Origin of the sequence: Allomuricauda sp. CAU 1633 (genome assembly GCF_017313225.1) — a bacterium.
In the GTDB taxonomy this organism is placed as follows: Bacteria; Bacteroidota; Bacteroidia; order Flavobacteriales; family Flavobacteriaceae; genus Flagellimonas.
Genome location: NZ_JAFLNE010000012.1, coordinates 24553 through 48939 on the forward strand (window position 1 = coordinate 24553; position 24387 = coordinate 48939).

Here is a 24387-nt window from a genome sequence, read left to right on the forward strand (position 1 = left end):
ATGAGTAAACCTTTAGTCATTGACATTATGGCCTTCATAAAAAAATCATTTGAAAAAGGAGAATCTATTCCAATAGACCAACTACTTTCATGGGTTGATTCAAAACATAGATTGATTCCAAATATAGATGAATTAAATACTGCGATTAAATTGATAGGAGGTTGTCAAAAAACTGTAACTACTGAAGGTGTCCTCATTAGTACCCTTAAAAAAGAAGAAAGTGATTTTCTTTCTGAATCTGATTTATCCACAGCATTCAAGATATATCAAAATAAATTCAACAATCTTAAATGATGAGTTTCCAAGCACAAATATTACAAGGCATACCCGCACAGCTACCCGCAAAAAAGGGCTATCCAAAGAATGGGAATCCTGCTCCAAAACGGAAGGATATTCTCTCCAAAGAAGAGAAAAAATTGGCCGTACAAAATGCACTACGTTATTTTCCCGAAGCTTGGCACAAAGAGCTTGCTCCCGAATTTGCGGAGGAGCTAAAAACCTATGGTCGCATTTACATGCATCGGTTCAAGCCCGATTATGAAATGTATGCACGACCTATTTCGGAATATCCTGCCAAAACCCATCAGGCCGCTGCCATTATGTTGATGATCCAAAACAATTTGGACCCCGCTGTGGCACAGCACCCCGAGGAACTTATCACCTACGGGGGCAATGGAGCGGTATTCCAAAACTGGGCACAGTACCTGCTTACCCTAAAATATTTGGCGGAAATGACCGAGGAGCAGACCTTGAACATGTATTCGGGTCATCCGATGGGACTTTTTCCATCATCCAAAGAAGCACCACGAGTGGTGGTCACCAATGGGATGATGATTCCCAACTATTCCAAACCCGATGATTGGGAGCGCTTTAACGCACTTGGTGTGACCCAGTATGGGCAAATGACAGCAGGTTCCTATATGTACATCGGCCCTCAAGGTATTGTGCATGGAACGGCTATCACTGTAATGAATGCTTTCCGGAAAGTATTGAAGAAAAATGAATCCCCAGAAGGCAAGATTTTCTTGACTGCAGGACTTGGAGGTATGAGTGGTGCCCAACCCAAAGCAGGAAATATTGCTGGAGGTATCACCATTTGTGCGGAAGTCAACCCCGAAGCTGCCAAAAAACGTCATGACCAAGGTTGGGTGGATGAACTTTTGGCGGGTTTAGATCGATTGGTCATTCGAATCAAAGAAGCTGTAGCTAACAAAGAAGTGGTTTCCTTGGCGTATATCGGCAATGTGGTGGATGTTTGGGAACGCTTTTATGAAGAAGAGATTTTTATTCATTTGGGCTCTGACCAAACCTCTTTGCACAATCCTTGGGCGGGGGGTTATTATCCTGTTGGACTTTCTTTTGAGGAATCCAATATTATGATGGTTAACAATCCTGAAGCCTTCAAGGAAAAAGTACAGGAATCATTGCGACGACAAATCACTGCCATCAACAAACACACCGCAAAAGGCACCTACTTTTTTGATTATGGCAATGCCTTTTTGTTGGAGGTTTCCCGAGCGGGTGGCGATGTAATGGCCAAAAACAACATCGACTTCAGGTATCCGTCATACGTTCAGGATATTTTGGGACCCATGTGTTTTGATTACGGATTCGGTCCCTTCCGATGGGTCTGCACCTCGGGCGACCCAAAAGATCTTCAAAAAACGGATGCTATTGCCCTTGAGGTCATGAAAAAGATAAAATCCGAAGCTCCTGAAGAGATTCAACAGCAAATGCAGGACAACATCAAATGGATTTCCGAAGCGGAACAGAACAAATTGGTGGTGGGCTCGCAAGCTCGAATCCTCTATGCCGATGCCGAGGGACGGAGCAAGATTGCCGATGCCTTCAACACAGCAATTGCCAAGGGTGAAATCAGTGCTCCCGTGGTGTTGGGCAGGGATCATCACGATGTAAGTGGAACGGATTCCCCTTTCAGAGAGACCAGCAATATTTACGACGGCAGCAAGTTCACCGCTGATATGGCAATTCAAAATGTGATTGGTGATAGTTTTAGGGGTGCCACTTGGGTCTCTATCCACAACGGTGGCGGTGTAGGTTGGGGTGAAGTGATCAATGGTGGATTTGGCATGGTACTCGATGGTTCCGAGGAAGCCTCCATCCGGTTAAAGAAGATGTTGTTTTTTGATGTAAACAATGGGATTTCCCGCAGAAGTTGGGCTCGTAATAAGGAAGCCCGATTTGCCATTGAACGAGAAATGGAACGTACTCCAAATTTAAAGGTAACTTTGCCTCATCTGGTTGAATCCGATATTTTGGATAATCTTTTTTAATGCGATGAAACACTACAGCCTCCCGAAAAAGGACCTCTGGACAGGCAGAATCTCCAATAAATGGTTGTATCTGCATGAAAAAGTGCATTGCACTCCTTTGGACGAACTTCTCGAAGCCCAGAAAAAATCCATTGCGCTTTTAGGCTATGCTTGCGATGAAGGAGTGCGTAGAAATCAAGGTCGCGTTGGGGCTTCGGATGGCCCAGATGCCATTAAAAATAGCTTTGCCAAAATGCCCAACCATTTGGGCAGTAATGTGCTGTTGCACGATGTGGGTTCCATTGCCTGTGATGGAGGTGATATGGAGTCTGCGCAAAACCAGCTTGCTGAAGCTGTTGGCCTACTTTTGCAGAAAAAACAGTTTCCAATCGTTTTGGGCGGTGGGCACGATGTGGCTTACGGACACTACAACGGCATCAAATCCTATTTGGATGCCAAAAAAGAGGGACAGACCATTGGCATCATCAATTTTGATGCACATTTTGATTTGCGAAAAAATACGGAGCAAAGCAATTCGGGCACTCCGTTTTATCAGATAGCCAAGGACTGCGAAAAAGAGGGTGTCGATTTTAACTACCTATGCTTGGGTATCCGAAAAGATGCCAATGACCGAAACCTATTTCAAACGGCCAGGGACCTTGATGTGATTTATGTGATGTCCGAAACCTTTCAAGTCACTTTTTTGGAAGAAATCACCACTTTTATCAATGCGTTTACCAAAAATGTGGACCATGTGTATGTGACCATCGATTTGGATGGATTTTCATCGGCCTTTGCGCCTGGGGTCAGTGCCGCTTCGCCCATGGGCTTTACCCCTCATATTGTACTGGAATGTTTGAAAACGATTATCGGTTCTGGAAAGTTGATCAGTATGGACATTGCTGAGATGAATCCTAAGTATGATATTGATGGACAAACGGCAAAATTAGCCGCTTCTTTGATGCACCATGTAGCACATGCCGTTACCGGAGGTTGATTTGTTACTCCCCTAAACAAAAAAAGCCTTCCAAAAGGAAAGCCTTTCATTGGCGAGCATCGGTCTGATGCTTCAACCTGATTCCAATCATCGCGACTGGAATCCAACACAACGAGGCAAAGATAGCAAAGGTTTTTGATTCACCAATTTGTTTTCATGTGCTAAACGGGAAATTAAACAGCTTTAATGACGTAAGTAACTATCCCCCAAATCAATAAATCACTGTCCTTGGAAACCTTGATGGGCTTATAACTTTTGTTCTCGGGCATCAATGTTATGGTGTTCTTTTCTATGTGCAACCGCTTTACGGTAAACTCCCCATCCAAAAAGCAAACGGCTATTTTACCGTTCTCGGCCTCCAGACTACGGTCAATGATCAAAAGATCTCCATCATCCAATCCTGCATTGACCATTGATTTTCCACTTACTCTTGCATAAAAGGTGGCTTCTTTATTTTTTATCAGGGTTGCATCAAGACTAATTCGGCTTTCCTTAAAATCATCTGCCGGCGATGGGAATCCTGCAGAAACCATATTTCTGGACAAAGGAATATGTAAACCCTGCCCCTCATCTGGTGAAAAAAATGTAAGTGAACTGGTTTTTAGAGGCTGTTTTGAGGTCATTTCACTTTTATGATATCATTAATGTTTGTGGTGTATCTCGGAGAAAGGTGATTTTGACGCATCTTCCAAGTTCTTTTTAGGTCTTGGTTGGCAATCTTCATTTTAAAATCTCCATATTTGGTGTTGATGCCATCCATCACCTGCATAAGCTTATGGTGTTTTGGATTTTCGGATAAGAACAAATCCAATTGCCTTTCATTGGTGGGCACCAATCCTGAAACAATCACTCCTGCCCTTTTGTATTTAATTCCCGATTTGAATATGGAAACTGCTGCCTTAACGGCATAGTTGGTTATCGTTAAACTGGAATCTGTGGCATAGGGCAAGGTAACAATCGCAGTACCCCTATCTTGTGGCGCATCTTTTTTGTGTCTATCGCTCCGCAAAATCACCACAAGATGGTTGCAGCTGCTGCCTTGACTCCGCAATTTTTCGGCACAACTACCTGCAAAAGTTGAAATACGTTCTTTAATATCCTCAATATCGGAATAGGTACCTTCAAAGCTACGGGTAGTGGCAATGGCCTTTTTATCTCGGGTGTCATCATCCAAATCCAAGGTTGGAATACCTTCCAAATCCTTTTTGAGCCTAAGACCTATTATCGCCATTTGTTTCCGTACCCATTCATCGGACAGTTGCGTAAAATCATAGGCCGTTTTTACATTTTGGGTCTGCAATCGCTTTAAATTTCCATGGCCAACGCCCCAAACACTTTCAATTTTGGTCCATTTCAATGCTTTTACGCGGCGTTCTTCGGATTGAATCACATACACTCCTCCTGTTTTTGATTTCAGTTTTTTGGCGATTTTATTGGCGACTTTGGCCAAGGCCTTCGTAGGCGCAATTCCAATACTAATGGGTATTCCTGTACATTTTTGTACCGTTCGTTGGATTTCCCTTCCATAAGCATCAAAATCGTAATCTTTGAAGCCATCAAACTTTAAAAAGGCCTCATCCACACTGTAAACTTCCATATCGGGTGTAAAAGTTCCCAGAATATTCATGACCCGAGTGCTCATATCCCCATATAAAGGATAGTTGGATGAAAACACCTTTATGCCATTTTCTTCACAGAACTTGCGATATTTGAATTCGGGAGCGGCCATGGGCAAACCCAATTTTTTGGCTTCATCACTGCGCGAAATGAAACATCCATCGTTATTGGACAAAATGGCCACAGGAACATTGTTGAACTGAGGCTGAAAGGCCCGCTCACAAGAGGCATAGAAGTTATTGCAATCCACCAAGGCAAACATGCTTCAAAATATTTGATTTTTCCTAAATTACATAGGAAATCTGTTGTAACAAAAATAAGAATCAAAGGCAATTTCATTCCATTTTGATGGAACCAAAATTGCACCATTAGCCCATTATGAAAAAAGATACGGCACGGAATGTTTCCCTTACCGGGGATATTAAATTCACCGGACTTCGTTTAAAAGAACCTATGCAGACCTCAGCAGGTCTTTTGGGAATAAAGGAAGCATTACGACACAGTTTTAAGGAAATGGGCATAGTGCGTTCCATGCGTACGCTGTCGGAAATGAACCAAGAGGATGGGTTTCGCTGCCCCAGTTGCGCTTGGCCCGTGCCCGAACACCCCTCAAAAGTTGCGGAATATTGTGAAAACGGAGCAAAAGCCTTGGCCGATGAGGCTACCACGGAACACATTGGAGCTGATTTTTTTGCCAAGCATTCGGTGGAAGAGTTGTCTCAATTGAGTGATTATGAATTGAACAAATTGGGAAGGGTCGTGGAACCCTTGGTCTTGAAACCGAACAGTATCCACTATGAACCCATTTCGTGGCAAGATGCTTTTGAATTGGTTTCGGATGAACTTCACAAACTGAAAGACCCCAATGAAGCCATTTTTTACACTTCGGGCCGATCCAGCAATGAGGCTGCCTTTCTTTACGGCATGTTTGCCCGTGCCTTCGGCACCAACAATATGCCCGATTGCTCCAATATGTGCCATGAATCATCTGGGGTGGCCCTTTCCGAAACTTTGGGCATTGGAAAAGGCTCTGTTACGCTGGATGATTTATATGGGGCGGAAGTGGTTTTGGTGGTAGGGCAAAACCCAGGAACTAATCACCCAAGGATGCTATCCGCCTTGGAAAAGTGCAAAAAGAATGGCGGTAAGGTCATCAGCATAAATCCATTGGCCGAAACAGGTATGGTCCGCTTTAAAAACCCCCAAAGTGTTTCGGGTATGTTAGGCAGTGGACAACCGATTGCCGATATTCATCTTCCTGTAAAAATCAATGAGGATATTGCCTTGGCCAAACTGATCCTAAAAAAACTGGTCGCCCTTGATGCCAAAAATTCCAATATTCTGGATCATGAATTTATTGTAGAATATGTTGATGGTTATGACGATCTACTGAAGGATTTGGATCGCTACGATATGGAAAATCTGCAACGAAGGACCGGGGTTTCCATGCGAAAAATTGACAAAACCGTTCAGTTGTTGGCCGAAAATTCCAAGATTGTAATCTGCTGGGCCATGGGGCTCACCCAGCACAAAAATGCAGTGGAATGCATCAAAGAATATGTAAATATTTTATTGTTGAAAGGTGCCGTGGGAAAACCCTTTGCTGGAACATGTCCCGTTCGTGGTCACAGTAATGTACAGGGAGACCGATCGGTGGGCATCATGCACTATGTAAGTAAAACCTTGAACGAGAAGATTCGGGAACATCTTAATTTTGACCCACCTACCGAACCCGGCCACGATACTGTGAAAGCCATCGAAGCCATGCATGGAAAAAAAGCCAAGGTATTTATTTGTTTGGGCGGTAATTTTGTGATGGCGGCCTCGGACACAAAATATACTGCGGAGGCCCTTCAAAATTGTAACTTAACAGTCCAAATCAGTACCAAATTGAACCGAAGTCATTTGGTGACGGGCAAAACAGCGCTGTTATTGCCCACTTTTGGACGTTCCGAAAAAGATGAGAAAAACGGAAAGCTCCAGTTTTTGACCATGGAAAGCAGCATGGGCAAAGTCCGTCAAAGTAGAGGTTTGTTGAAGCCTGCATCGAAACACATTAAAAGTGAACCTGAGATCATTTCGCTATTGGCCCATACCTATTTTAGAGGAAATCATTCCATGAATTGGCATGCCTTGGGACAAGATTACAATCTCATTCGAGCTCTTATCGATAAGACCATAAAAGGATTTGAAAAAACAAGTGAGCAATCCAAAGGGTTTGGGTACTATTTGCCCAACAATGTCCGTAAGCGTGATTTTAGAATGCTCCCCAATGGCATGGCTCAATTATCGATTACCTCCTTGCCCGACCATCAACTCCAATCCGATGAGCTGCTTTTAATGACCATTCGTTCCCATGACCAGTTCAACACTACCATTTATGGATTGAATGATCGTTACAGAGGTATTTACAACGAACGCCGTGTAGTGTTTATGAACAAAGCGGATATGGCCAATCGTAAATTGAAGAAATTGGATGTCATCAACTTGTACAGCAATTATGATGGGGTTCAACGTACTGCTGAACAATTTTTGGTAATTCCGTATGAGATTCCCAAAGGAAACATGGCCGCCTATTTCCCGGAAACCAATTTGCTTGTTCCCTACAATCATTTTGCTGATAAGAGTCAGACCCCCATTAGCAAATCCATTAAGGTAACCGTAGAGAAAGTTTAATAATCAGAGTTATTGATGCATTGTGATGATACAAAGTTAGGAACGGGAAAAGAACATATTTTTCCTACAAAACTCATTTGAATTCAAAATATATTTAACTTACAACCCACTAACCATATATTATTATGGGTTTTCAAACAAAAGTTGAGGTAGGAAAAGGCATCTACACAATTTCTGAAATATCCCTTATTCTACGGGTTCCTTACAATAAGGTACACAGGTATATTTCACAATATTGGGATGGTAAATTTAGCGGTGAATATGTGAAGAATTATTCTTGGGTAACTGATAAATCCAGAGCTGTTAATTTTTACACACTCATTGAATTAGATACTTTTATAAAATTAACAGATGCTGGCGTACCCACAAAAAAATTAATAAATGCCCACAATCTCCTAGTCCAAAAGTTCAGTCACCCGTATCCCTTAGCTCTAAAAAGTGTAATGGAACGTGTCAAAAGTGCTGGAAAAAGGGTTTTTTTCGAAGAAAACAATGAAACAATAATTTCATTGGATGGAACAAACCAGATTACTTCAAATTTTATTACACATTTTTATGAAAAAATTGACTTCGTTGATGACATTGCTGAAAAGTTATGGCCTCTTGGAAAGGATAAAGACATAGTTTGTGATCCTACACGTCAATTTGGCTATCCAACAATTGCAGGAACAAGAATTTATCCGGATACAATTTATGATCTGTACAAGAATGGAGAAAAAAAGAAATTCATTGCGGATAGTTATGAATTGACAATACAACAAGTTGAAAATGCAATCAAGTTCTGTTCACAAGCCGCTTAAAATATATATTGATGAGAATTTGCCCAGGCAGTTTGCCGAAGCCTTCAATATAATACAAAACCACTTAAATAAAAGTGAGAAAAAGAGTATTGAGGTTTATTCAATGAAAGATATTGATGAAGGAGCTACTGACATTGAATGGTTTCAAAAACTAAAAAATGAGAATGCAGTTATTCTTACGCAAGATAGAAACATTCAAAGGCACAAACATGAAAAGAAGGCATATGAAGAAAATGAAATCGGAATAATTTTCTTCAAACAACCAAAGGGCGGAATCTCATTCTGGAATGCATTTAAACATTTAGTGAAATATTGGGATGACATAAAATCTATCTGCAGAAAAGAAAAATTACCGTTTTCATACCGCCAACCCGGTCAAAACAAAAAATTTCAAAAATGGTAATTATTTGAAAGCGGGAATCCCCGTGATATCGGCACCAGTAATCAACAGATGGATATCATGAGTGCCTTCATAGGTAATCACACTTTCCAAGTTCATCATGTGGCGCATAATACTGTACTCCCCGGTAATCCCCATTCCGCCCAGTACTTGTCGGGCTTCCCGGGCAATCTTGAGAGCCATATCCACATTGTTCCGCTTAGCCATGGAAATTTGTGCCGTAGTGGCTTTCCCTTCATTTTTTAATTGCCCCAACCGAAAAGCCAACAACTGTGCCTTGGTGATTTCGGTAATCATTTCGGCCAATTTTTTCTGTTGTAATTGATAGGCCGCGATGGGTTTTCCAAATTGGATGCGTTCCTTCGCGTAGCGTAACGCCGTATCGTAACAATCCATAGCAGCACCAATAGCGCCCCAAGCAATGCCGTAACGGGCAGAATCCAAACAACCTAAGGGTGCCCCGAGCCCACTTTTATTGGGCAGCAAATTTTCTTTGGGCACTTTTACATTGTCGAAAATCAATTCTCCCGTAGCCGAAGCACGCAACGACCATTTGTTATGAGTCTCGGGAGTAGAAAACCCTTCCATGCCCCGTTCCACAATAAGTCCGTGGATACGACCATCTTCATTTTTGGCCCAAACTACAGCTACATCGGCAAACGGTGAGTTGGAAATCCAAAGTTTAGCACCATTTAGAACATAATGGTCGCCCGCATCTTTGAATTTGGTTTCCATACCCCCAGGATTGGAACCATGATTGGGTTCTGTAAGTCCGAAGCAGCCCATCCATTCCCCTGTGGCCAGTTTGGGCAGGTATTTTTTCCGCTGCTCCTCTGTTCCATAAGCAAAAATGGGATACATCACCAAAGAAGATTGCACTGAAGCTGTGGAACGAACCCCACTATCGCCGTGCTCAATTTCTTGCATGATCAAGCCATAACTGATTTGATCTAAGCCAGCTCCCCCGTATTCTTCTGGAATATAAGGACCGAACGCTCCAATTTCTGCGAGACCACCAATAATCTGTTTGGGAAATTCCGCCTTTTGGGCAAACTCCTCAATAATAGGCGATATGTCCCGCTTTACCCACTGCCGGGCAGCATCGCGAACCAATTTATGTTCCTCGGAAAGAAGATCATCTATATTGTAGTAATCTGGGGCTTCAAATAAATCAGGCTTCATCAATAGTAGTTTTACTTGTCAAATATAACATTTAGTCCGTGTATTGTTACATTTTTAAATAAAATGCTTGTGTCAATTCAATATACTCTTTTGTGTACTGATGACGCTCTTTTTCAATGACCAAACCATCTACAATCGGTTCTTTTTTTGAAAAACTAAACTCCAATAAACTTCGTTTGGTCTCCGCTTTTGGGTTGCCTTTCACTCTAGTGATTCTATTTGGATACAATCCCGCTTCCAAAGCTAAAGCTATAAATTCATCTTCCTCTTTGTAAGGAACAACAACGGCAAATATTCCATTTTCCGAAAGAAGTTTAGATACTCCTTCCACCAATTCTTCAAACGGCAATGAGCTGTTTTGTCTTGCCTGATCACGTGATTTATTCCCACTGCCAACATCTTCAGCATAAAACGGTGGATTGGAAACAATGAGATCATAGGTCTCATCCATCTCCTCCACAAACTCATCAAACCCTGCATGATAACAGAACAGTCTGTCTGCCCATAGTGAAGCCTCAAAATTGACCACACATTGCTCATAAGCACTTTCATCCAATTCAATAGCATCAATAAGATCTGCATGCGACCTTTGGGCCAGCTGCAATGCAATCAACCCAGTGCCCGCTCCAATATCCAGAATAGTGGTGGGATGATGTTCCAAAGAGGCCCATGCGCCCAATAATACTCCATCGGTACCCACTTTCATAGCACATTGATCCTGATGGATAGTGAACTGTTTAAAAACAAATGGTTTCATGTTTCAAATGTAATTATATAAGGCATACCTCAGTATCCCACCAATTCAACTCAAGCATTCATAAAGTCAAACCGCCCATCCATTAGATTTGGATATCTCAAACCTTGTATATGAGCTACTTTCGACCCTTAATTGAAATAAAATCAAATTACCAATTAAACATTTTTATTATGAAAAAACTTTTTTATGCTTTCATTGTGATGGTATCTCTGGCACAATGGGCACATGCGCAGGAACAAAATAAATTTCGCGTAGGACTTGACTTCGGGTATGTAATGCCTGATGGCGGAGGTGGAATTTTACTAGCCATTGAACCCAAGTACAATGTAGCCGACAATATGAATATTGGTCTACGTTTTGAATCTGCCGCAATGGCCAAAAATATTAAAGGTGGTGGATTGACCTTGGAAGCAGATTTGGCCGCAAGCACATCTTACCTAGGTACTTTTGATTATTATTTTCATAACGGAAGTTCCTCCTTTGCGCCATTTATGGGAGCAGGTGCTGGGTATAGTACTTTAGCCAATATCGGCGTTCAAGAACTGGGGCCTGATGAAGTAGAAGTAGATGGAAAATTTGGTGGGCTAATCCGTGCTGGATTCGAATTGGGAAAATTTCGAGTAGCTGCAAGTTATAATCTTATAGGCAAATCCGATCTTGGCGATGGTGCCGAAGTCAAAAACTCCTATTTTGGCATCTCCCTTGGTTTCTACATAGGTGGTGGCAAGTGGAAAAACTAGAATTTTTTAGTGTTCATTTGAAAAAAGAAGGAGGCCAATTGGCTTCCTTTTTTGTTTGACTATCCAATCATTCCCCCAATCTTCCCGGCTCTCTGGTTTCAGAACCCTCTAAATCCAGTAAGGAATCGCCCAATCGTTGTCGCATAGTATTGGCTAACACCTTTATTTCGGCCACAATTTCAGGATTTTCCTCAGCCACATTTTGGGTCTCCCCGATGTCATTGACCACATCATACAATTCAATTTCTTCCAAATCCACCATTCGATAATGGCCCGGTTGTCCATCTTTACCCGGTTCTTGCCCATCCATGGTCCGATAGGTATGCGGAAAATAGAGCTTCCATTTCCCATAACGTACCCCAAAGAGTTCATTCACTCTATAATAGAAAAAATAGGCTTCTTGTACTGGTTCCTTTTGTTCACCAGTTAGCATCTTCCAAGCACTTTTTCCATCAATCGTGGTTTCTGGTAATTCCGACTCCGTAATCTCTGCGATGGTGGGTAAAATGTCGATGGCCATCATAGGTACATCAATGACACTCCCTGCTTTGAGTTTTTTTGGATACTTGATAATGCAGGGTTCGCGCTGACCTCCTTCCCATGCGGTACCTTTTCCTTCCCGGAGGGGCAAAGCACTTCCCGCATGATTCCCGTAGGACAACCAAGGACCATTGTCTGAAGTAAAAATGACCATGGTATTCTCTTCCAATCCATTTTCTTGTAGCGCTTCCATAATTTGTCCCACCGACCAGTCAATTTCCATGATTACATCTCCATACAATCCCCTTTCCGATTTTCCCTTAAACTTATCCGACACAAACAATGGCACATGGGGTTGCGGATGAGGTACATATAAAAAGAAAGGATTATCCTTATTTCTCTGGATAAAATCCACACTGCGCTCCGTAATTTGCGTAGTCAATTGGGATTGTTCGGTTAATGTTTCAATGACCGTTTCGTTTTGATACAACGGTAAATCCGGAAAATTAAAAATCGTTCCCTGTTGAGGATGATTGGGCCACATGTCGTTGGAATAGGGAATACCGAACCATTCATCAAATCCGTGTCGTGTGGGCAAAAATTGTTCATGATGCCCTAAATGCCATTTCCCATAAATGGCGGTGGCATATCCTTTTTTCTTCAACATTTCGGCAATTGTGGTCTCTGAAGCATTGATGCCATGGGTGTTGTCCGGTCCCAATGCATTATGGATTCCAATTCGGTTGGGGTAACATCCTGTTAAAATTCCGGCTCTGGATGCAGAACAAACCGCTTGGGCAGCGTAGTAGTTGGTAAGCTTTACTCCTTCCGAAGCCATTTGATCCAGATGAGGCGTTTTAATGTTGGGCGAACCAAACACCCCTACATCTTGATACCCTTGGTCATCGGTAAAAATCAGAACAATGTTCGGAGGGCGATCGGGTTCAACGGGTTGTGGTTTCTTTTCACCACAGGAAATCAAACTAATGGTTAAGAGAAAAAAGAGAGATATGCGCATAGGGCAAACAAAATGTTTCCCTAAATATAGGTTTTAAAATGCTATGCTAGGAATTGAGGTAGAGGTCCACCAATCCTTCCGGGGTTTTCACGTGGATGATCTTGTTTTTCCGGTCCACCTTGGTGATGATGTCATCACTAATGGGAATTAAAAGTTCCTTCCCATCCTTTTCAACCTCAAAAAGGTCTTGTGAAGCGCTATCATTTACAGATTGTATAGTTCCAATATCACCATGTACCTCATCCATGAGAGTGAAACCGATTACTTCGTGAAAGTAAAATTTGTCACCACTCAATTTAGGCAGCATGGAAAGAGGTAGATACAATTCGGAACCGATAATTTTATCCGCCGTAGCTTCATCCTTCACTTCCTCAAAATCGATACGCAGCAAAGCCGATTTATGAAGTCGGCAGCGGTCAATAAAAAATGGAACCAGATTGTTTCCCAATGAAACAAAAACTGATTCCATGTTTTCGTAGATTTCGGGTTCGTCGGTGTCCAATTTTACCAACACCTCACCCTTAAAACTGTATTTTGATACGACTTTGCCCAGGTAGAAGCATTCTTCCTTGCGCATTGTCCGTAATCTTACTCTTCTTCTTTGGAAGCTTCTTCAGCGGCAGGAGCCTCTTCAGTCTCTGCAACAGTTTCCTCAGCAGGAGCTTCCTCGGTAGTAGCAGCTTCAGTAGCCTCTTCTGCAGCTTCCTCAGCTACTTCTTCTTCAGGAGCAGCAGCGGCGATTCGTTTTTCGTTGGCTTCTTTTTCAGCTTCCAACGCTTTTGCCTTGGCTTCTGCATCAGCTTTGCTCAAACCATCTTTCTTGGCTTGGATAGCAGCTTCTTTCTCATCCAACCAAGCTTGGAATTTTTCCTCGACTTGCTCTACAGTATGAGCCCCTTTGGCAACACCTCCCATGAGGTGGTGCTTCAACAAAACTCCTTTATAAGAAAGGATGGCTCTTGCAGTGTCAGTCGGCTGAGCACCATTTTGCAACCATTTTACAGAACTATCAACATCCAATTCAATAGTTGCTGGATTGGTATTGGGATTGTAGATTCCCAATTTTTCCAAAAATTTACCGTCTCTTTTTGCTCTGGAATCAGCGGCAACCACCCAATAAAATGGTTTACCTTTTTTACCGTGTCTTTGAAGTCTAATCTTAACTGGCATATCACATTAATTTGTAGGGTGCCCGACCCTGGTTATTAATTCATTTTTGCGATCAGTGAGCGTAGTCGAACTGAAAGCGGGTGCAAATATAGTTTAAATCCCATAATCCACAACACCTTTTATATTATTTTGCCAGTTGATAAGTCGTAAAAACTCTATTTTTCCAAAACAGCCTTCTTCCGTACTTTTATTCATTGCTTTTTTTGACCTACAATTGAATTTATGTACTTAATCTTTGATACGGAAACCACTGGACTTCCCAAGCGTTGGGATGCCCCCATTACCGATACCGATAACTGGCCAAGATGTGTTCAGATTGCTTGGCAATTGCACGATGAACTCGGTAATTTGGTGGAACAAAAAGATTTTTTGGTACGGCCAGAAGGATTCAATGTGCCTTATGAAGCCGAACAAATCCACGGTATTTCCACAGCTTTAGCGGAACAAGAAGGAGAATCTCTGGAAAATGTTTTGCATGCTTTTCAAAATGCATTGGAACGCACCAAGTTTGTTGTTGGACAAAATGTAGGTTTCGATGTCAATATCATGGGGTGTGAATTCCACCGAAAAGGCATTGAAAGCCCTTTGGAAGAGCTTCCCGTGCTTGACACCTGTACGGAACATACCGCAGAACTTTGTAAAATTCCTGGAGGGCGTGGAGGAAAATTCAAGCTGCCCACCCTTACCGAGCTGCACGAATTTTTGTTTGGCGAAACCTTTGCTGAGGCACATAATGCAACTGCGGATGTGGAGGCGACCACCCGATGTTTCTTGGAACTGATTCGAAAAAAACAGTTTACCAAGGAAGAACTCGATGTACAACCGGATTATTTTGAACGTTTTTCCGAAGCGAATCCGCAAGAAGTCCAGCTGATTGGATTAAAGCACATCAATCTCAAAGAAGCCTCCAAGAAAATTGCCGATGCGCTTTGGGCTGAAGACACTGGCGAAATCTCAGAAAAAGAAATTCAAGAGAACATTGAGACGCTTGAGGACGCTCCTTTTGCGCATTTGCACAACCATTCCCAGTTTTCCGTACTCCAATCCACCATCAACATAAAGGATTTGGTGAAGTTCACCGCCCAAAATGGAATGCCAGCCGTGGCATTGACAGACCATGCCAATATGATGGGTGCCTTTCACTTTGTGAAAGAAATCATGGCACACAACAAATCGGTCAAGGATAAGAATGCCGAACTAGTAGAAAAGGGTGAGCAACCTTCCGAAAAAGAGATTACCCCAATCGTAGGCTGTGAATTCTACGTTTGCGAGGACCACACCAATAAAAATGTAAAGGACTACGGCCATCAAATTGTATTGTTGGCCAAAAACAAAAATGGGTACCGCAACTTGGCCAAAATGTCCTCTATAGCTTATACCAATGGCTTCTACTACGTTCCCCGCATCGACAAAAAAGTAGTGGAGCAGTACAAAGAAGATGTCATTGCCTTAACTGGAAACCTGTATGGTGAGGTCCCCAGCAAAATATTGAATGTAGGCGAAAAACAGGCCGAAGAAGCCCTTTTATGGTGGAAAGAGCAGTTCGGGGACGATTTTTACATTGAAATGATGCGCCACGGTCAAGAGGATGAAGACCGGGTGAACCAAGTGTTGCTGCAAATGGCCAAGGACCACCATGTAAAGTTGGTGGCCACCAACAACACCTATTATTGTGATAAAAAAGATGCTGAAGCCCATGACATTTTGCTTTGTGTAAAAGATGGGGAAAAGCAAGCCACACCCATAGGTCGGGGTCGGGGCTACCGTTATGGACTGCCCAACCAAGAGTACTACTATAAGTCTTCGGACGAGATGAAGGAACTCTTTAAAGATGTTCCCGAAGCCATTCTCAACATCAAGGAAATCATCGACAAAATTGAGCCGTATGATCTCGCCAGTGACATCCTCCTGCCCAAGTTCACCATTCCTGATGAATTCAAGGTTAAGGAAGATGACGAAGATGGAGGCAAGCGCGGTGAGAATGCCTATTTGCGCCATATCACCTACGAAGGTGCAAAAAAACGGTATGGGGAAATCACTTCAGAAATCAGCGAGCGTGTAGATTTTGAATTGGAAACCATCAAAAACTCAGGCTATCCCGGTTACTTTTTGATTGTTGAGGATTTTATTCGCGAAGCCCGAAACATGGACGTGTCAGTTGGTCCGGGTCGAGGGTCCGCAGCCGGTTCCGTGGTGGCCTACTGTTTGGGCATTACCAACATAGACCCTTTGAAGTACGACCTCCTTTTTGAGCGTTTCCTGAATCCAGATAGGGTATCCATGCCCGATATTGATATTGACTTTGATGATGAAGGTCGAAGTAGGGTCATGGATTACGTAATCAATAAATATGGTGCCAATCAGGTGGCTCAGATCATAACGTATGGAACCATGGCCGCAAAATCCTCTATCCGAGATACGGCCCGGGTTTTGGATTTGCCGTTGGGTGATGCAGACCGCATTGCCAAGCTCATTCCCAACATGTCCAAACTGAACAAGATATTTGGGGTCGATGAAGCCGATTTGCGGAAAAAGTTCCGTTCGGATGAATTGGAAAAAGTAAATGAACTGTTGAACATCTCAGAAGGAGATGACCTCGAAGGGCAGACCGTTAAAATGGCCCGAGTGTTGGAAGGTTCGTTACGAAATACAGGAATCCATGCCTGTGGGGTTATCATTACTCCCGATGATATCACCAATTTCGTACCCGTGGCCACGGCCAAGGATTCTGACCTTTATGTGACCCAGTTTGATAACTCGGTTGTGGAAAGTGCCGGCCTCCTCAAGATGGATTTCTTGGGATTGAAAACACTGACGCTCATCAAGGACACCGTCAAAATTGTTAAGGCCCGAACCGGAATAGATTTGGTGCCCGATGATTTTCCGTTGGATGATGAAAAAACATACGAGCTTTTTCAGCGTGGAGATACGGTAGGGATATTCCAGTACGAATCGCCCGGGATGCAAAAGCACATGAAAAACCTGAAACCTACGGTTTTTGATGATCTTATTGCCATGAACGCGCTGTATCGACCTGGACCGATGGAATACATTCCCAGCTTTATTGCACGGAAACACGGCGAGGAAGAAATCACTTATGATCTTCCCGATATGGAGGAATACCTTCAGGAAACGTATGGAATTACGGTGTACCAAGAGCAGGTGATGTTACTTTCCCAAAAATTGGCCGGGTTCTCCAAAGGTGATGCGGATGTGCTTCGTAAAGCCATGGGTAAAAAGATTTTTGCCCTCCTTCAAAAATTGAAACCTCAGTTCTTGGATGGTGGTGAAAAGAATGGACATCCCCGTGACGTATTGGAGAAAATCTGGAAGGATTGGGAAGCTTTTGCCTCCTACGCTTTCAATAAGAGTCACTCTACCTGTTACGCTTATATCGCTTATCAAACTGCCTATTTAAAGGCCCACTACCCTGCCGAATATATGGCAGCGGTACTGTCCAACAATATGAACGACATCAAACAGGTGACGTTCTTTATGGAAGAATGTAAGCGCATGGGCTTGGAAGTACTTGGTCCAGACGTTAATGAATCCTACTACAAATTTGCGGTGAACAAGGACAATGCAGTACGTTTTGGTATGGGGGCCATTAAAGGTGTGGGACGTTCTGCGGTGGAAACGATCGTGGAAAACCGAAAAAAGGACGGTCCCTACAAATCTGTTTTTGATTTGGCCAAACGTGTCGATTTAAGGGCTGCCAACAAAAAAGCATTCGAAAACCTGGCCTTGGCCGGAGGGTTCGATTCCTTTATGGATACCCATCGGGCACAGTATTTTCATCATGATGGGGACGATATCACCTTTTTGGAAAAAGCCATTAAATACGGAGCGAAATTCCAGGAGAATGAGAATTCGTCACAAGTAAGTCTTTTCGGGGATGCCAGTGAAGTACAGATTCCGGAACCCATCGTCCCACCCTGTGAGGATTGGGGCACCATGGAAAAACTCCGTCGTGAAAAAGAAGTGGTGGGTATTTACATTTCTGGCCATCCTTTGGATGATTTCAAAAAAGAGATTACGGCATTTTGCAATACCAGTGTTTCTGCCTTTACGGATTTGGAGCCATACGTGAATCGGGAACTTTCAGTGGCAGGGGTAATTACCGATGTGCAACACCGCATTTCCAAAAATGGAAAAGGATGGGGGCTTTTCACTTTGGAAGATTACACGGATTCCCATGAATTCCGGATTTTTGGAGAGGAATACCTCAAATTCCGGCATTTCTTGATGATTAATTCCTTTGTGTATGTCAAGGCCTTTGTCCGAGAGGGATGGGTCAATCGGGAAACTGGAAAAAAAGGGGAACCACGGTTGCAGTTCAATGACTTTAAACAGCTTCAGGATGTTATGGATGCTTATGCACGCAAGCTGACCATAAAATTGGATGTGGCCCGTTTGCAAGAGCAACGCATTCAAACCTTAAAAGACACGTTACATTCATTTAAAGGAGAACATCCACTCAGCTTTGTGGTGTACGAGATGCAGGATGAGATAAAACTAAAACTGTCCAGCAGAAAACAGAAGGTAAAAATTAGCAGCGAATTATTATCGGCTTTAGAGGCCCATGAGATTCATTATAAGCTAAACTAGTCCATATAGGTAATGCTGATGGCACCATAATTAAAACGAATACGCTGTGCGTAAGGTACATGGACAATATTTGACTAACTTTGCGAATATTAAAACAAATAAGATGGCACTAGAAATAACAGATGCAACTTTTGACGAAGTAGTTTTAAAAAGCGACAAACCCGTCGTAGTAGATTTTTGGGCAGCATGGTGCGGCCCTTGTAGAATGGTAGGTCCAATCATTGAGGAAGTAAGCCAAGAATACGAAGGTAAAGCCGTTGTGGGCAAGGTGGATGTTGATGCTAACCAACAGTTTGCCGCTAAATATGGGGTACGTAACATTCCTACCGTATTGGTCTTCAAAAATGGCGAGATTGTGAACCGTCAAGTGGGTGTATCTCCCAAGAAAGTTTATACAGATGCGATAGAGGCCGCTCTATAACATTGTTCGAATACCGATTTTAAAAAAGGTTTGGCAATCGCCAAGCCTTTTTTGTTTTATCTTGAAGCCTTGAATGGATATTCGGTCAGAACTTCATAAAGCACAACTTTTCCAAAATCTGGAGCTATTGGCCCATCAGATTGTGGAAGGTTTTATCAGTGGTATCCATAAAAGTCCCTTCCATGGATTTTCTGCTGAGTTTGCCGAGCATAAAATTTACAATGCTGGCGAAAGCACCAAACACATTGATTGGAAATTGTTTGCCAAAACAGACCGACTGTACACCAAACGATACGAGGACGAGACCAACTTACGTTGCCACATGATTTTGGACAACTCTGCCTCGATGTACTATCCCGAGGTAAAAAATCTTTCCATTAACAACCTCAACAAGATTGGGTTTGGGGTTTTGTCCATTGCCGCTTTGATGCAAATCCTAAAAAAACAACGAGATGCGGTCGGATTGAGCATTTATTCCGATGCCTATAACTTTTATGCTAGTGAGAAAAACAGTGAGCGTCATTTTCAGATGTTGTACTCCAAACTGAACGAGGTTTCGGAAACTCAAAATGCTTCTGAAACCACCAAGACGTATACCTTTTTACATCAAATAGCCGAAAAAATACATCGCCGGAGTCTTATTTTCCTGTTTTCAGACATGTTCCAGACCGAAACCGAAGAGGCCCAACTCTTTGATGCCCTCCGCCATTTAAAATACAACAAACATGCTGTGGTGCTTTTTCATTTGCTTGATGAGAAGCATGAGCTTGGTTTTGAGTTTGAAAATACCCCCAAGCGTTATGTGGATGTGGAGACTGGGGAACATATCGATTTATATGCAGACAACATTAAGAAAGCCTACGCCAAAAAAGTCCGGGAATATCAGGAAAGTTTACAATTAAAATGCGCCCAGTACCGAATCAAATATGTAGGTGTGGATGTGCGGCAAAACTTCTCCCAAGTACTGAATACATTTATGATTGAGCGACAGAAATTTGTTTAGCCATTTATTTTAAAAAATGTTTTGTCGAATCCGAAATGAGAATGTATATTTGCACTCGCTTTAAAAAAGCAAATGAACAAGATTTGAATCCCGCTGTTGCAGGAGTCTAGTAAAGATAAAATCATTGGTCTGGTAGTTCAGTTGGTTAGAATACCTGCCTGTCACGCAGGGGGTCGCGGGTTCGAGTCCCGTCCAGACCGCTTGGAATATTTCCAAATTTATGCAAAAGCCTGTAAACGAGATGTTTACAGGCTTTTTTCATTTCCATTGGCACCAAAATACAGCAAAAAACACCATATAAAAGGTGCCTAATTCGGTGCCTCTCAAGACTCCGGTTTCAGAGGCACCTCCATCGCTATAATTGACTGTTTTGCAATTTATTGCAAGGATTTGTTAACATTTATTTAAGACCTCTTTTTGTACCTTCAAAGTGTTAATTAAATCCAATTCTTATGTTTTCAACAATCAATGTCATCTTTTACCCAAAGAGAAAGGTAGTTAAGGAACCCAAAAAATCAATTATATATGCTCGAATCACCCTTGATGGAAAACGTGCTGAGTTCAGTACGGGCAAACAAATTGAGCTTTCAAGATGGGACGCAGACAATTGCAGGGTTCGCGGTAAAGGCCCAGAAATACTGGTTTTGAACCGATTTTTCGATACTTTGAAGGTCAAGTGTATCTCTATCTATGATGAGCTTGTCCGTAGTGGTGAATACGTGGATGCAGATACCGTGAAGAACATATTTTTGGGCAAGGGCCAGAAACAGTATATGATCTTGGAAATATTCCAAAACCACAATGATGAAATGGAAAGTTTGGTAGGCCAAGAATTTTCTGCGGGAACACTTCAACGGTATAAAGCTGCCAAATCACATATCTCCGATTATATAGTACACAAGTACCAAAAAAAGGATTTTCCGCTTAAAAAGCTCGATTATGAGTTTATAACGGGCTTTGATTACTTTTTGAAGAGCAAAAAAAATTGCTCCCACAATACGGCGACCAAATATATCGTCAATTTCAAAAAAATTGTTCGTATCGCATATGCCAATCAATGGATCGATCGAGACCCATTCTTTCACTGGTCGGCCAGTTGGAAACAAAAAGAGCGGGAGTTTCTATCACACGAGGAACTCGAGTCAATGTTAAGACAAGAGTTTGAATTTGAAAGATTGGATACGGTAAGGGATATGTTTTTGTTCTGTTGTTATACCGGACTGGCTTTCGCTGATATAGAAAAGCTGACCAAAGACGATCTGGTCAAGGACATCAAAGGAAACATGTGGATCAAGACCAAAAGGAAAAAAACCAAAGTTTTGAGCAGCATTCCTTTGTTGAGTATTCCAGAAGCCATTATCGACAAGTATAAAGAACATCCCAGGGTAATAGAAAAAAAGACATTGCTACCGGTTTACACGAATCAACGCACCAATTCCTATCTGAAGGAAATTGCAACGGCATGTAAAATCAAAAAGACATTGACCACCCATTTGGCCAGACATACCTTTGCAACCACCGTGACCCTTTCCAATGGGGTGCCGATTGAATCCGTTAGCAAAATGCTCGGGCACACCTCTTTAAAAACAACTCAAATCTATGCCAAGGTATTGGACAGCAAAATTTCGGATGATATGGAAAAATTGAAGAATGACCCTGCTCTATTGAAGTTTGCAAATTCTATATGAGCTTAGCGGTGTCTTAAAAATGTAAGGCTACAGGACAAAGTAATATTATCGCGCGATAAGTCGGTAATTAGATGTTTAATCACTATGGTTTATAATGTAGCTAACCGTCTTGTATATGAAAAGTAACGGGTTTTTACGCACTAATTTTCGATTTATAACAGACCTTTATTTAATTATTGATCCTTCGTTTAAGCTCCATAACCGCTATTTTTTATATACGTTTTTAGAACCAGTTTTATCTCAAAATGGTAAATCGGGAACATCGAATAAACTTTCATTAGTGTCATCAAAATAACTTCCTCTTGGAGCACTTTTTGACTTCTCGTTTTTAAATTGAATTCCTATCGTTTTTTGGTCTTGGGACAAAAAATAATCTTGATTAAAAGAATAAATTTGAATACAATCATCAAGTATCACGTGTAGATGATTTTCGTAATTCATAGACCTTGGATAAACTCTCCATCGTGTTATTGGTCCAGGAATCGTAATAATTTGATTATCACTTAAAATAACAATTAGTGCATTTTCACACTCAACAATGTTTCCAAAATAAGCAGTTCCGCCATTTGTTACTTTTCCTTTCCAGGCGTGTAAATTGAAAGAAGTCAGTTGTTCAAATTTTTGCTCTCCTTTTTCTTCGTTTGCGTAGTTATTATATTTTATTATTTCAAATCCACCATTTTTGGCTTTGTATAATTTATCGGCTATTCCCCAACTAACGAAGTGCTGCTTTGATTTAGTTTTAAATAAGGTACGGTCTGTAAGTTTAGATTCAAAATTTCTTGTAACCTCCATTTGTCCCGTAAGTTGAAGTTTTGCATCCCATTTAAAAGTTGCCAAAAAAGAATCTTTTACAAGCGAAGAATTATAAATGTTCATATATGAATAATTCGAAAATGAAGAGTGTTCACTACTTACTTGATAGATAGGTTTTTTACTCTCAACTTTTTTTAGGTTTTCTGGTTGTGCTCTTGAAGTATTAAGTTCAAATAGCCCTTCATCACCACCTGATAGAGCAATTTGTGGATATTTATTAGCTTTAATTGATAGTAAGTTACAATCCCAGAGCTTTGCTGGTTTGGAACTCACCAAATACTTTTCAGATTTTGCTCTGTGAGCAGAACTTGAAAACAAACCTTTTTCGTGTATGAAGTATAATTTATTACTGTAAATTTCTGTATCAGTCGGTAAAATTCCTGTTGGTGTATCTTGTTGCCCAATTAAAAATTCATTTAATTTTTTCTGACTTATTTCAAAGGTTTTATCTTCAACACGTCTAAATTTTTTCAATAAAAGATTTTTAAAATCTTTGTCTTTGAATAATTCAATTAAAGAAGATTTGTATAAATAATTACCATCTAAAAAACTAAATGTTAAGGCTATTTTGTCTGTTTCTTTCTTGATCAAACTTTGAACAATAGATGTCCAGTCGTAAACCTTAAGGCTTCCTTCAAAGTCCCATAGATATAATCTGCCACGATAAATTTGGCAGTCATAATAATCTCCTTTTATGCTTACCTTTAAAGGTTGCACGATTGTCCTCTTCTTATTTTGTTCATTTTTGCTTTTGTCAAATACCCTTGGTCAACCCAGCTTTTTAAAATGAAAGTTGGGGGTCTATCTTGCGACTTTCTCAAATAATCCGCTGGATATCCGTGCCAAATATCATTTGCACCTCCATCAACAAATTTTGCGATTTTTAAGGTTTCATTCTCAAAATTATGTCCAATATACTGTAAAACTGAATCAATTATTTTTAAACCCCAGCCATAATTACTTTCAATCCATTTAAAGGTTTTGGTTTGGGTAAAACACTCAATTTCATCATCAAAGTTAATTGTCCAAACAGTCTTATTCGGATTTCCTATTGCTCGATGCTGCGAAGAAATTATATAAGTTGTTGTCAATTCCTCTTCAAGTTCAATTTCTATTTCTGTGTCTGTTTTATATGGCATTCTCGATGTTTGTTTAAATTTGTTCTAACGGGTTGAATATGGTGCGTTTGGCATTTTAACGCTCCAAACTTTCAATTTCCTTGTATGTTTATTTAATGCTATCTAATTCATTTTGAGCATTATCTGCCAAATGCACTATATTTTTTGGTTAGCCACCGATTTTACTATTTAAACATTCGTCTTTTTTGATATTGAAGATTAGAAAATCCAAGTCAGAATTGAAAATACTATATACAATAATACTAATGCAAGTAAAAGGAATGTTATCATAATAATCCATCCAGTTGTGGCTTCGGCAGTAGCGCCAATTTTGTTGAGCGTCTTTGATATAAAAGGCAGTTGTATTATTTCTTTACCACTTTTAGCAAGAATATTGTCTGAGCCATTTTTGTCAATATCGATATATATAGGAACAGCTAATACTGCAATTGAAAATACAATTATGAATAGCATAAATTATCTTTTTAATATTAGTATGTATGTAGATACCCCGATCTTTAGGACAGTTTCTCTACAAAACTAACATAATTATCAAGCTGCTTTTCTATAAACATCGTTTGGTCTTTGGTATTCAATGGACTGGTGTCTTCTTTCATGGTTGT

Annotated in this window: 21 protein-coding genes and 1 tRNA gene; 12 read left to right on the forward strand and 10 right to left on the reverse strand. The window is 41.2% G+C overall.

Features of this window, described 5'->3' with window-relative positions:
• The 3 genes from J0X14_RS18615 to hutG are packed head-to-tail and all read left to right on the forward strand — an operon-like array spanning position 1 to position 3270.
• Complete coding sequence (locus J0X14_RS18615) at positions 1-294, forward strand: hypothetical protein (protein WP_207099337.1); 294 nt, start codon at positions 1-3, stop codon at positions 292-294.
• Complete coding sequence (locus J0X14_RS18620; protein ID WP_207099356.1) at positions 294-2294, forward strand: urocanate hydratase; 2001 nt, start codon at positions 294-296, stop codon at positions 2292-2294. Before J0X14_RS18615 ends, J0X14_RS18620 begins: the two co-directional genes overlap by 1 nt.
• A gap of 4 nt (positions 2295-2298) precedes the next feature.
• Entirely contained in the window at positions 2299-3270 is a 972-nt protein-coding gene (gene hutG / locus J0X14_RS18625; protein WP_207099338.1) for a formimidoylglutamase, read from the forward strand.
• Between the two features lie 173 nt (positions 3271-3443).
• On the opposite strand, the gene J0X14_RS18630 is transcribed toward hutG, so the two are convergent.
• The gene (locus J0X14_RS18630) at positions 3444-3893 is read right to left on the reverse strand and encodes a LexA family protein (RefSeq protein ID WP_207099339.1); all 450 of its coding nucleotides are present in this window, start codon (positions 3891-3893) and stop codon (positions 3444-3446) included.
• Positions 3890-5149: a Y-family DNA polymerase gene (locus tag J0X14_RS18635; RefSeq protein WP_207099340.1), complete on the reverse strand. Its 1260-nt coding sequence runs from the start codon at positions 5147-5149 to the stop codon at positions 3890-3892. The genes J0X14_RS18630 and J0X14_RS18635 overlap by 4 nt, the downstream gene beginning before the upstream one ends.
• Positions 5150-5265: 116 nt before the next feature.
• On the opposite strand from J0X14_RS18635, the gene J0X14_RS18640 reads away from it, so the two are divergent.
• The 3 genes from J0X14_RS18640 to J0X14_RS18650 all read left to right on the forward strand — a co-directional run bounded on the left by J0X14_RS18640 (position 5266) and on the right by J0X14_RS18650 (position 8766).
• The gene (locus J0X14_RS18640; RefSeq protein WP_207099341.1) at positions 5266-7563 is read left to right on the forward strand and encodes an FdhF/YdeP family oxidoreductase; all 2298 of its coding nucleotides are present in this window, start codon (positions 5266-5268) and stop codon (positions 7561-7563) included.
• Between the two features lie 125 nt (positions 7564-7688).
• Complete coding sequence (locus tag J0X14_RS18645) at positions 7689-8363, forward strand: DUF433 domain-containing protein (RefSeq protein ID WP_207099342.1); 675 nt, start codon at positions 7689-7691, stop codon at positions 8361-8363.
• Positions 8332-8766 carry a hypothetical protein gene (locus tag J0X14_RS18650; protein WP_207099343.1) on the forward strand — a complete coding sequence of 145 codons (435 nt, stop codon included), beginning with the start codon at positions 8332-8334 and terminating at the stop codon, positions 8764-8766. Before J0X14_RS18645 ends, J0X14_RS18650 begins: the two co-directional genes overlap by 32 nt.
• Here J0X14_RS18650 and J0X14_RS18655 read toward each other — a convergent pair whose 3' ends face one another.
• Positions 8767-9945: an acyl-CoA dehydrogenase family protein gene (locus J0X14_RS18655; RefSeq protein WP_207099344.1), complete on the reverse strand. Its 1179-nt coding sequence runs from the start codon at positions 9943-9945 to the stop codon at positions 8767-8769.
• A 46-nt stretch (positions 9946-9991) separates the two neighbouring features.
• Complete coding sequence (locus J0X14_RS18660) at positions 9992-10702, reverse strand: tRNA1(Val) (adenine(37)-N6)-methyltransferase (RefSeq protein WP_207099345.1); 711 nt, start codon at positions 10700-10702, stop codon at positions 9992-9994.
• A gap of 170 nt (positions 10703-10872) precedes the next feature.
• Between J0X14_RS18660 and J0X14_RS18665 the strand changes: the two genes are divergently transcribed.
• The gene (locus J0X14_RS18665; RefSeq protein ID WP_207099346.1) at positions 10873-11442 is read left to right on the forward strand and encodes an OmpW family outer membrane protein; all 570 of its coding nucleotides are present in this window, start codon (positions 10873-10875) and stop codon (positions 11440-11442) included.
• 67 nt (positions 11443-11509) lie between these two features.
• Here J0X14_RS18665 and J0X14_RS18670 read toward each other — a convergent pair whose 3' ends face one another.
• From J0X14_RS18670 to J0X14_RS18680, 3 genes are read right to left on the reverse strand one after another with little or no spacing between them, the layout of a single operon-like run.
• Entirely contained in the window at positions 11510-12940 is a 1431-nt protein-coding gene (locus J0X14_RS18670) for a sulfatase (RefSeq protein WP_207099347.1), read from the reverse strand.
• A gap of 46 nt (positions 12941-12986) precedes the next feature.
• On the reverse strand, positions 12987-13517 hold the full coding sequence (gene rimM, locus J0X14_RS18675; RefSeq protein ID WP_207099348.1) for a ribosome maturation factor RimM: 531 nt from the start codon (positions 13515-13517) through the stop codon (positions 12987-12989).
• Positions 13518-13528: 11 nt separating this feature from the next.
• The gene (locus J0X14_RS18680) at positions 13529-14110 is read right to left on the reverse strand and encodes a 30S ribosomal protein S16 (protein WP_207099349.1); all 582 of its coding nucleotides are present in this window, start codon (positions 14108-14110) and stop codon (positions 13529-13531) included.
• 222 nt (positions 14111-14332) lie between these two features.
• Here J0X14_RS18680 and dnaE point away from each other — a divergent pair, with 222 nt between their 5' ends.
• From dnaE to J0X14_RS18705, 5 genes are all read left to right on the forward strand, one after another.
• On the forward strand, positions 14333-18718 hold the full coding sequence (gene dnaE, locus J0X14_RS18685) for a DNA polymerase III subunit alpha (RefSeq protein ID WP_207099350.1): 4386 nt from the start codon (positions 14333-14335) through the stop codon (positions 18716-18718).
• An 88-nt stretch (positions 18719-18806) separates the two neighbouring features.
• A complete protein-coding gene (gene trxA / locus J0X14_RS18690; protein WP_379831569.1) occupies positions 18807-19139 on the forward strand; it encodes a thioredoxin in 333 nt (110 codons plus the stop codon).
• A 73-nt stretch (positions 19140-19212) separates the two neighbouring features.
• Complete coding sequence (locus J0X14_RS18695) at positions 19213-20142, forward strand: DUF58 domain-containing protein (protein WP_207099351.1); 930 nt, start codon at positions 19213-19215, stop codon at positions 20140-20142.
• Between the two features lie 126 nt (positions 20143-20268).
• Positions 20269-20342 (forward strand) — tRNA-Asp (locus J0X14_RS18700).
• A 252-nt stretch (positions 20343-20594) separates the two neighbouring features.
• On the forward strand, positions 20595-21830 hold the full coding sequence (locus tag J0X14_RS18705) for a site-specific integrase (protein ID WP_207099352.1): 1236 nt from the start codon (positions 20595-20597) through the stop codon (positions 21828-21830).
• Between the two features lie 240 nt (positions 21831-22070).
• On the opposite strand, the gene J0X14_RS18710 is transcribed toward J0X14_RS18705, so the two are convergent.
• The 3 genes from J0X14_RS18710 to J0X14_RS18720 all read right to left on the reverse strand — a co-directional run bounded on the left by J0X14_RS18710 (position 22071) and on the right by J0X14_RS18720 (position 24238).
• Entirely contained in the window at positions 22071-23363 is a 1293-nt protein-coding gene (locus tag J0X14_RS18710; RefSeq protein WP_207099353.1) for a hypothetical protein, read from the reverse strand.
• Positions 23351-23785 (reverse strand): hypothetical protein, encoded by a 435-nt coding sequence (locus J0X14_RS18715; RefSeq protein ID WP_207099354.1) that lies wholly within the window; start codon positions 23783-23785, stop codon positions 23351-23353. Before J0X14_RS18715 ends, J0X14_RS18710 begins: the two co-directional genes overlap by 13 nt.
• 198 nt (positions 23786-23983) lie before the next feature.
• A complete protein-coding gene (locus J0X14_RS18720) occupies positions 23984-24238 on the reverse strand; it encodes a hypothetical protein (protein ID WP_207099355.1) in 255 nt (84 codons plus the stop codon).
• Positions 24239-24387: the final 149 nt, after the last annotated feature.

Coding starts and splice junctions, on each gene's coding strand:
- J0X14_RS18670 (WP_207099347.1), bottom strand. CDS start 12,940: ATGCGCATATCTCTCTTTTTTCTCTTAACCATTAGTTTGATTTCCTGT.
- J0X14_RS18640 (WP_207099341.1), top strand. CDS start 5,266: ATGAAAAAAGATACGGCACGGAATGTTTCCCTTACCGGGGATATTAAA.
- dnaE (WP_207099350.1), top strand. CDS start 14,333: ATGTACTTAATCTTTGATACGGAAACCACTGGACTTCCCAAGCGTTGG.
- J0X14_RS18615 (WP_207099337.1), top strand. CDS start 1: ATGAGTAAACCTTTAGTCATTGACATTATGGCCTTCATAAAAAAATCA.
- rimM (WP_207099348.1), bottom strand. CDS start 13,517: ATGCGCAAGGAAGAATGCTTCTACCTGGGCAAAGTCGTATCAAAATAC.
- J0X14_RS18665 (WP_207099346.1), top strand. CDS start 10,873: ATGAAAAAACTTTTTTATGCTTTCATTGTGATGGTATCTCTGGCACAA.
- J0X14_RS18705 (WP_207099352.1), top strand. CDS start 20,595: ATGTTTTCAACAATCAATGTCATCTTTTACCCAAAGAGAAAGGTAGTT.
- J0X14_RS18715 (WP_207099354.1), bottom strand. CDS start 23,785: ATGCCATATAAAACAGACACAGAAATAGAAATTGAACTTGAAGAGGAA.
- J0X14_RS18635 (WP_207099340.1), bottom strand. CDS start 5,149: ATGTTTGCCTTGGTGGATTGCAATAACTTCTATGCCTCTTGTGAGCGG.
- J0X14_RS18620 (WP_207099356.1), top strand. CDS start 294: ATGAGTTTCCAAGCACAAATATTACAAGGCATACCCGCACAGCTACCC.
- J0X14_RS18655 (WP_207099344.1), bottom strand. CDS start 9,945: ATGAAGCCTGATTTATTTGAAGCCCCAGATTACTACAATATAGATGAT.
- J0X14_RS18630 (WP_207099339.1), bottom strand. CDS start 3,893: ATGACCTCAAAACAGCCTCTAAAAACCAGTTCACTTACATTTTTTTCA.
- J0X14_RS18720 (WP_207099355.1), bottom strand. CDS start 24,238: ATGCTATTCATAATTGTATTTTCAATTGCAGTATTAGCTGTTCCTATA.
- J0X14_RS18650 (WP_207099343.1), top strand. CDS start 8,332: ATGCAATCAAGTTCTGTTCACAAGCCGCTTAAAATATATATTGATGAG.
- hutG (WP_207099338.1), top strand. CDS start 2,299: ATGAAACACTACAGCCTCCCGAAAAAGGACCTCTGGACAGGCAGAATC.
- J0X14_RS18645 (WP_207099342.1), top strand. CDS start 7,689: ATGGGTTTTCAAACAAAAGTTGAGGTAGGAAAAGGCATCTACACAATT.
- J0X14_RS18660 (WP_207099345.1), bottom strand. CDS start 10,702: ATGAAACCATTTGTTTTTAAACAGTTCACTATCCATCAGGATCAATGT.
- J0X14_RS18680 (WP_207099349.1), bottom strand. CDS start 14,110: ATGCCAGTTAAGATTAGACTTCAAAGACACGGTAAAAAAGGTAAACCA.
- J0X14_RS18695 (WP_207099351.1), top strand. CDS start 19,213: ATGGATATTCGGTCAGAACTTCATAAAGCACAACTTTTCCAAAATCTG.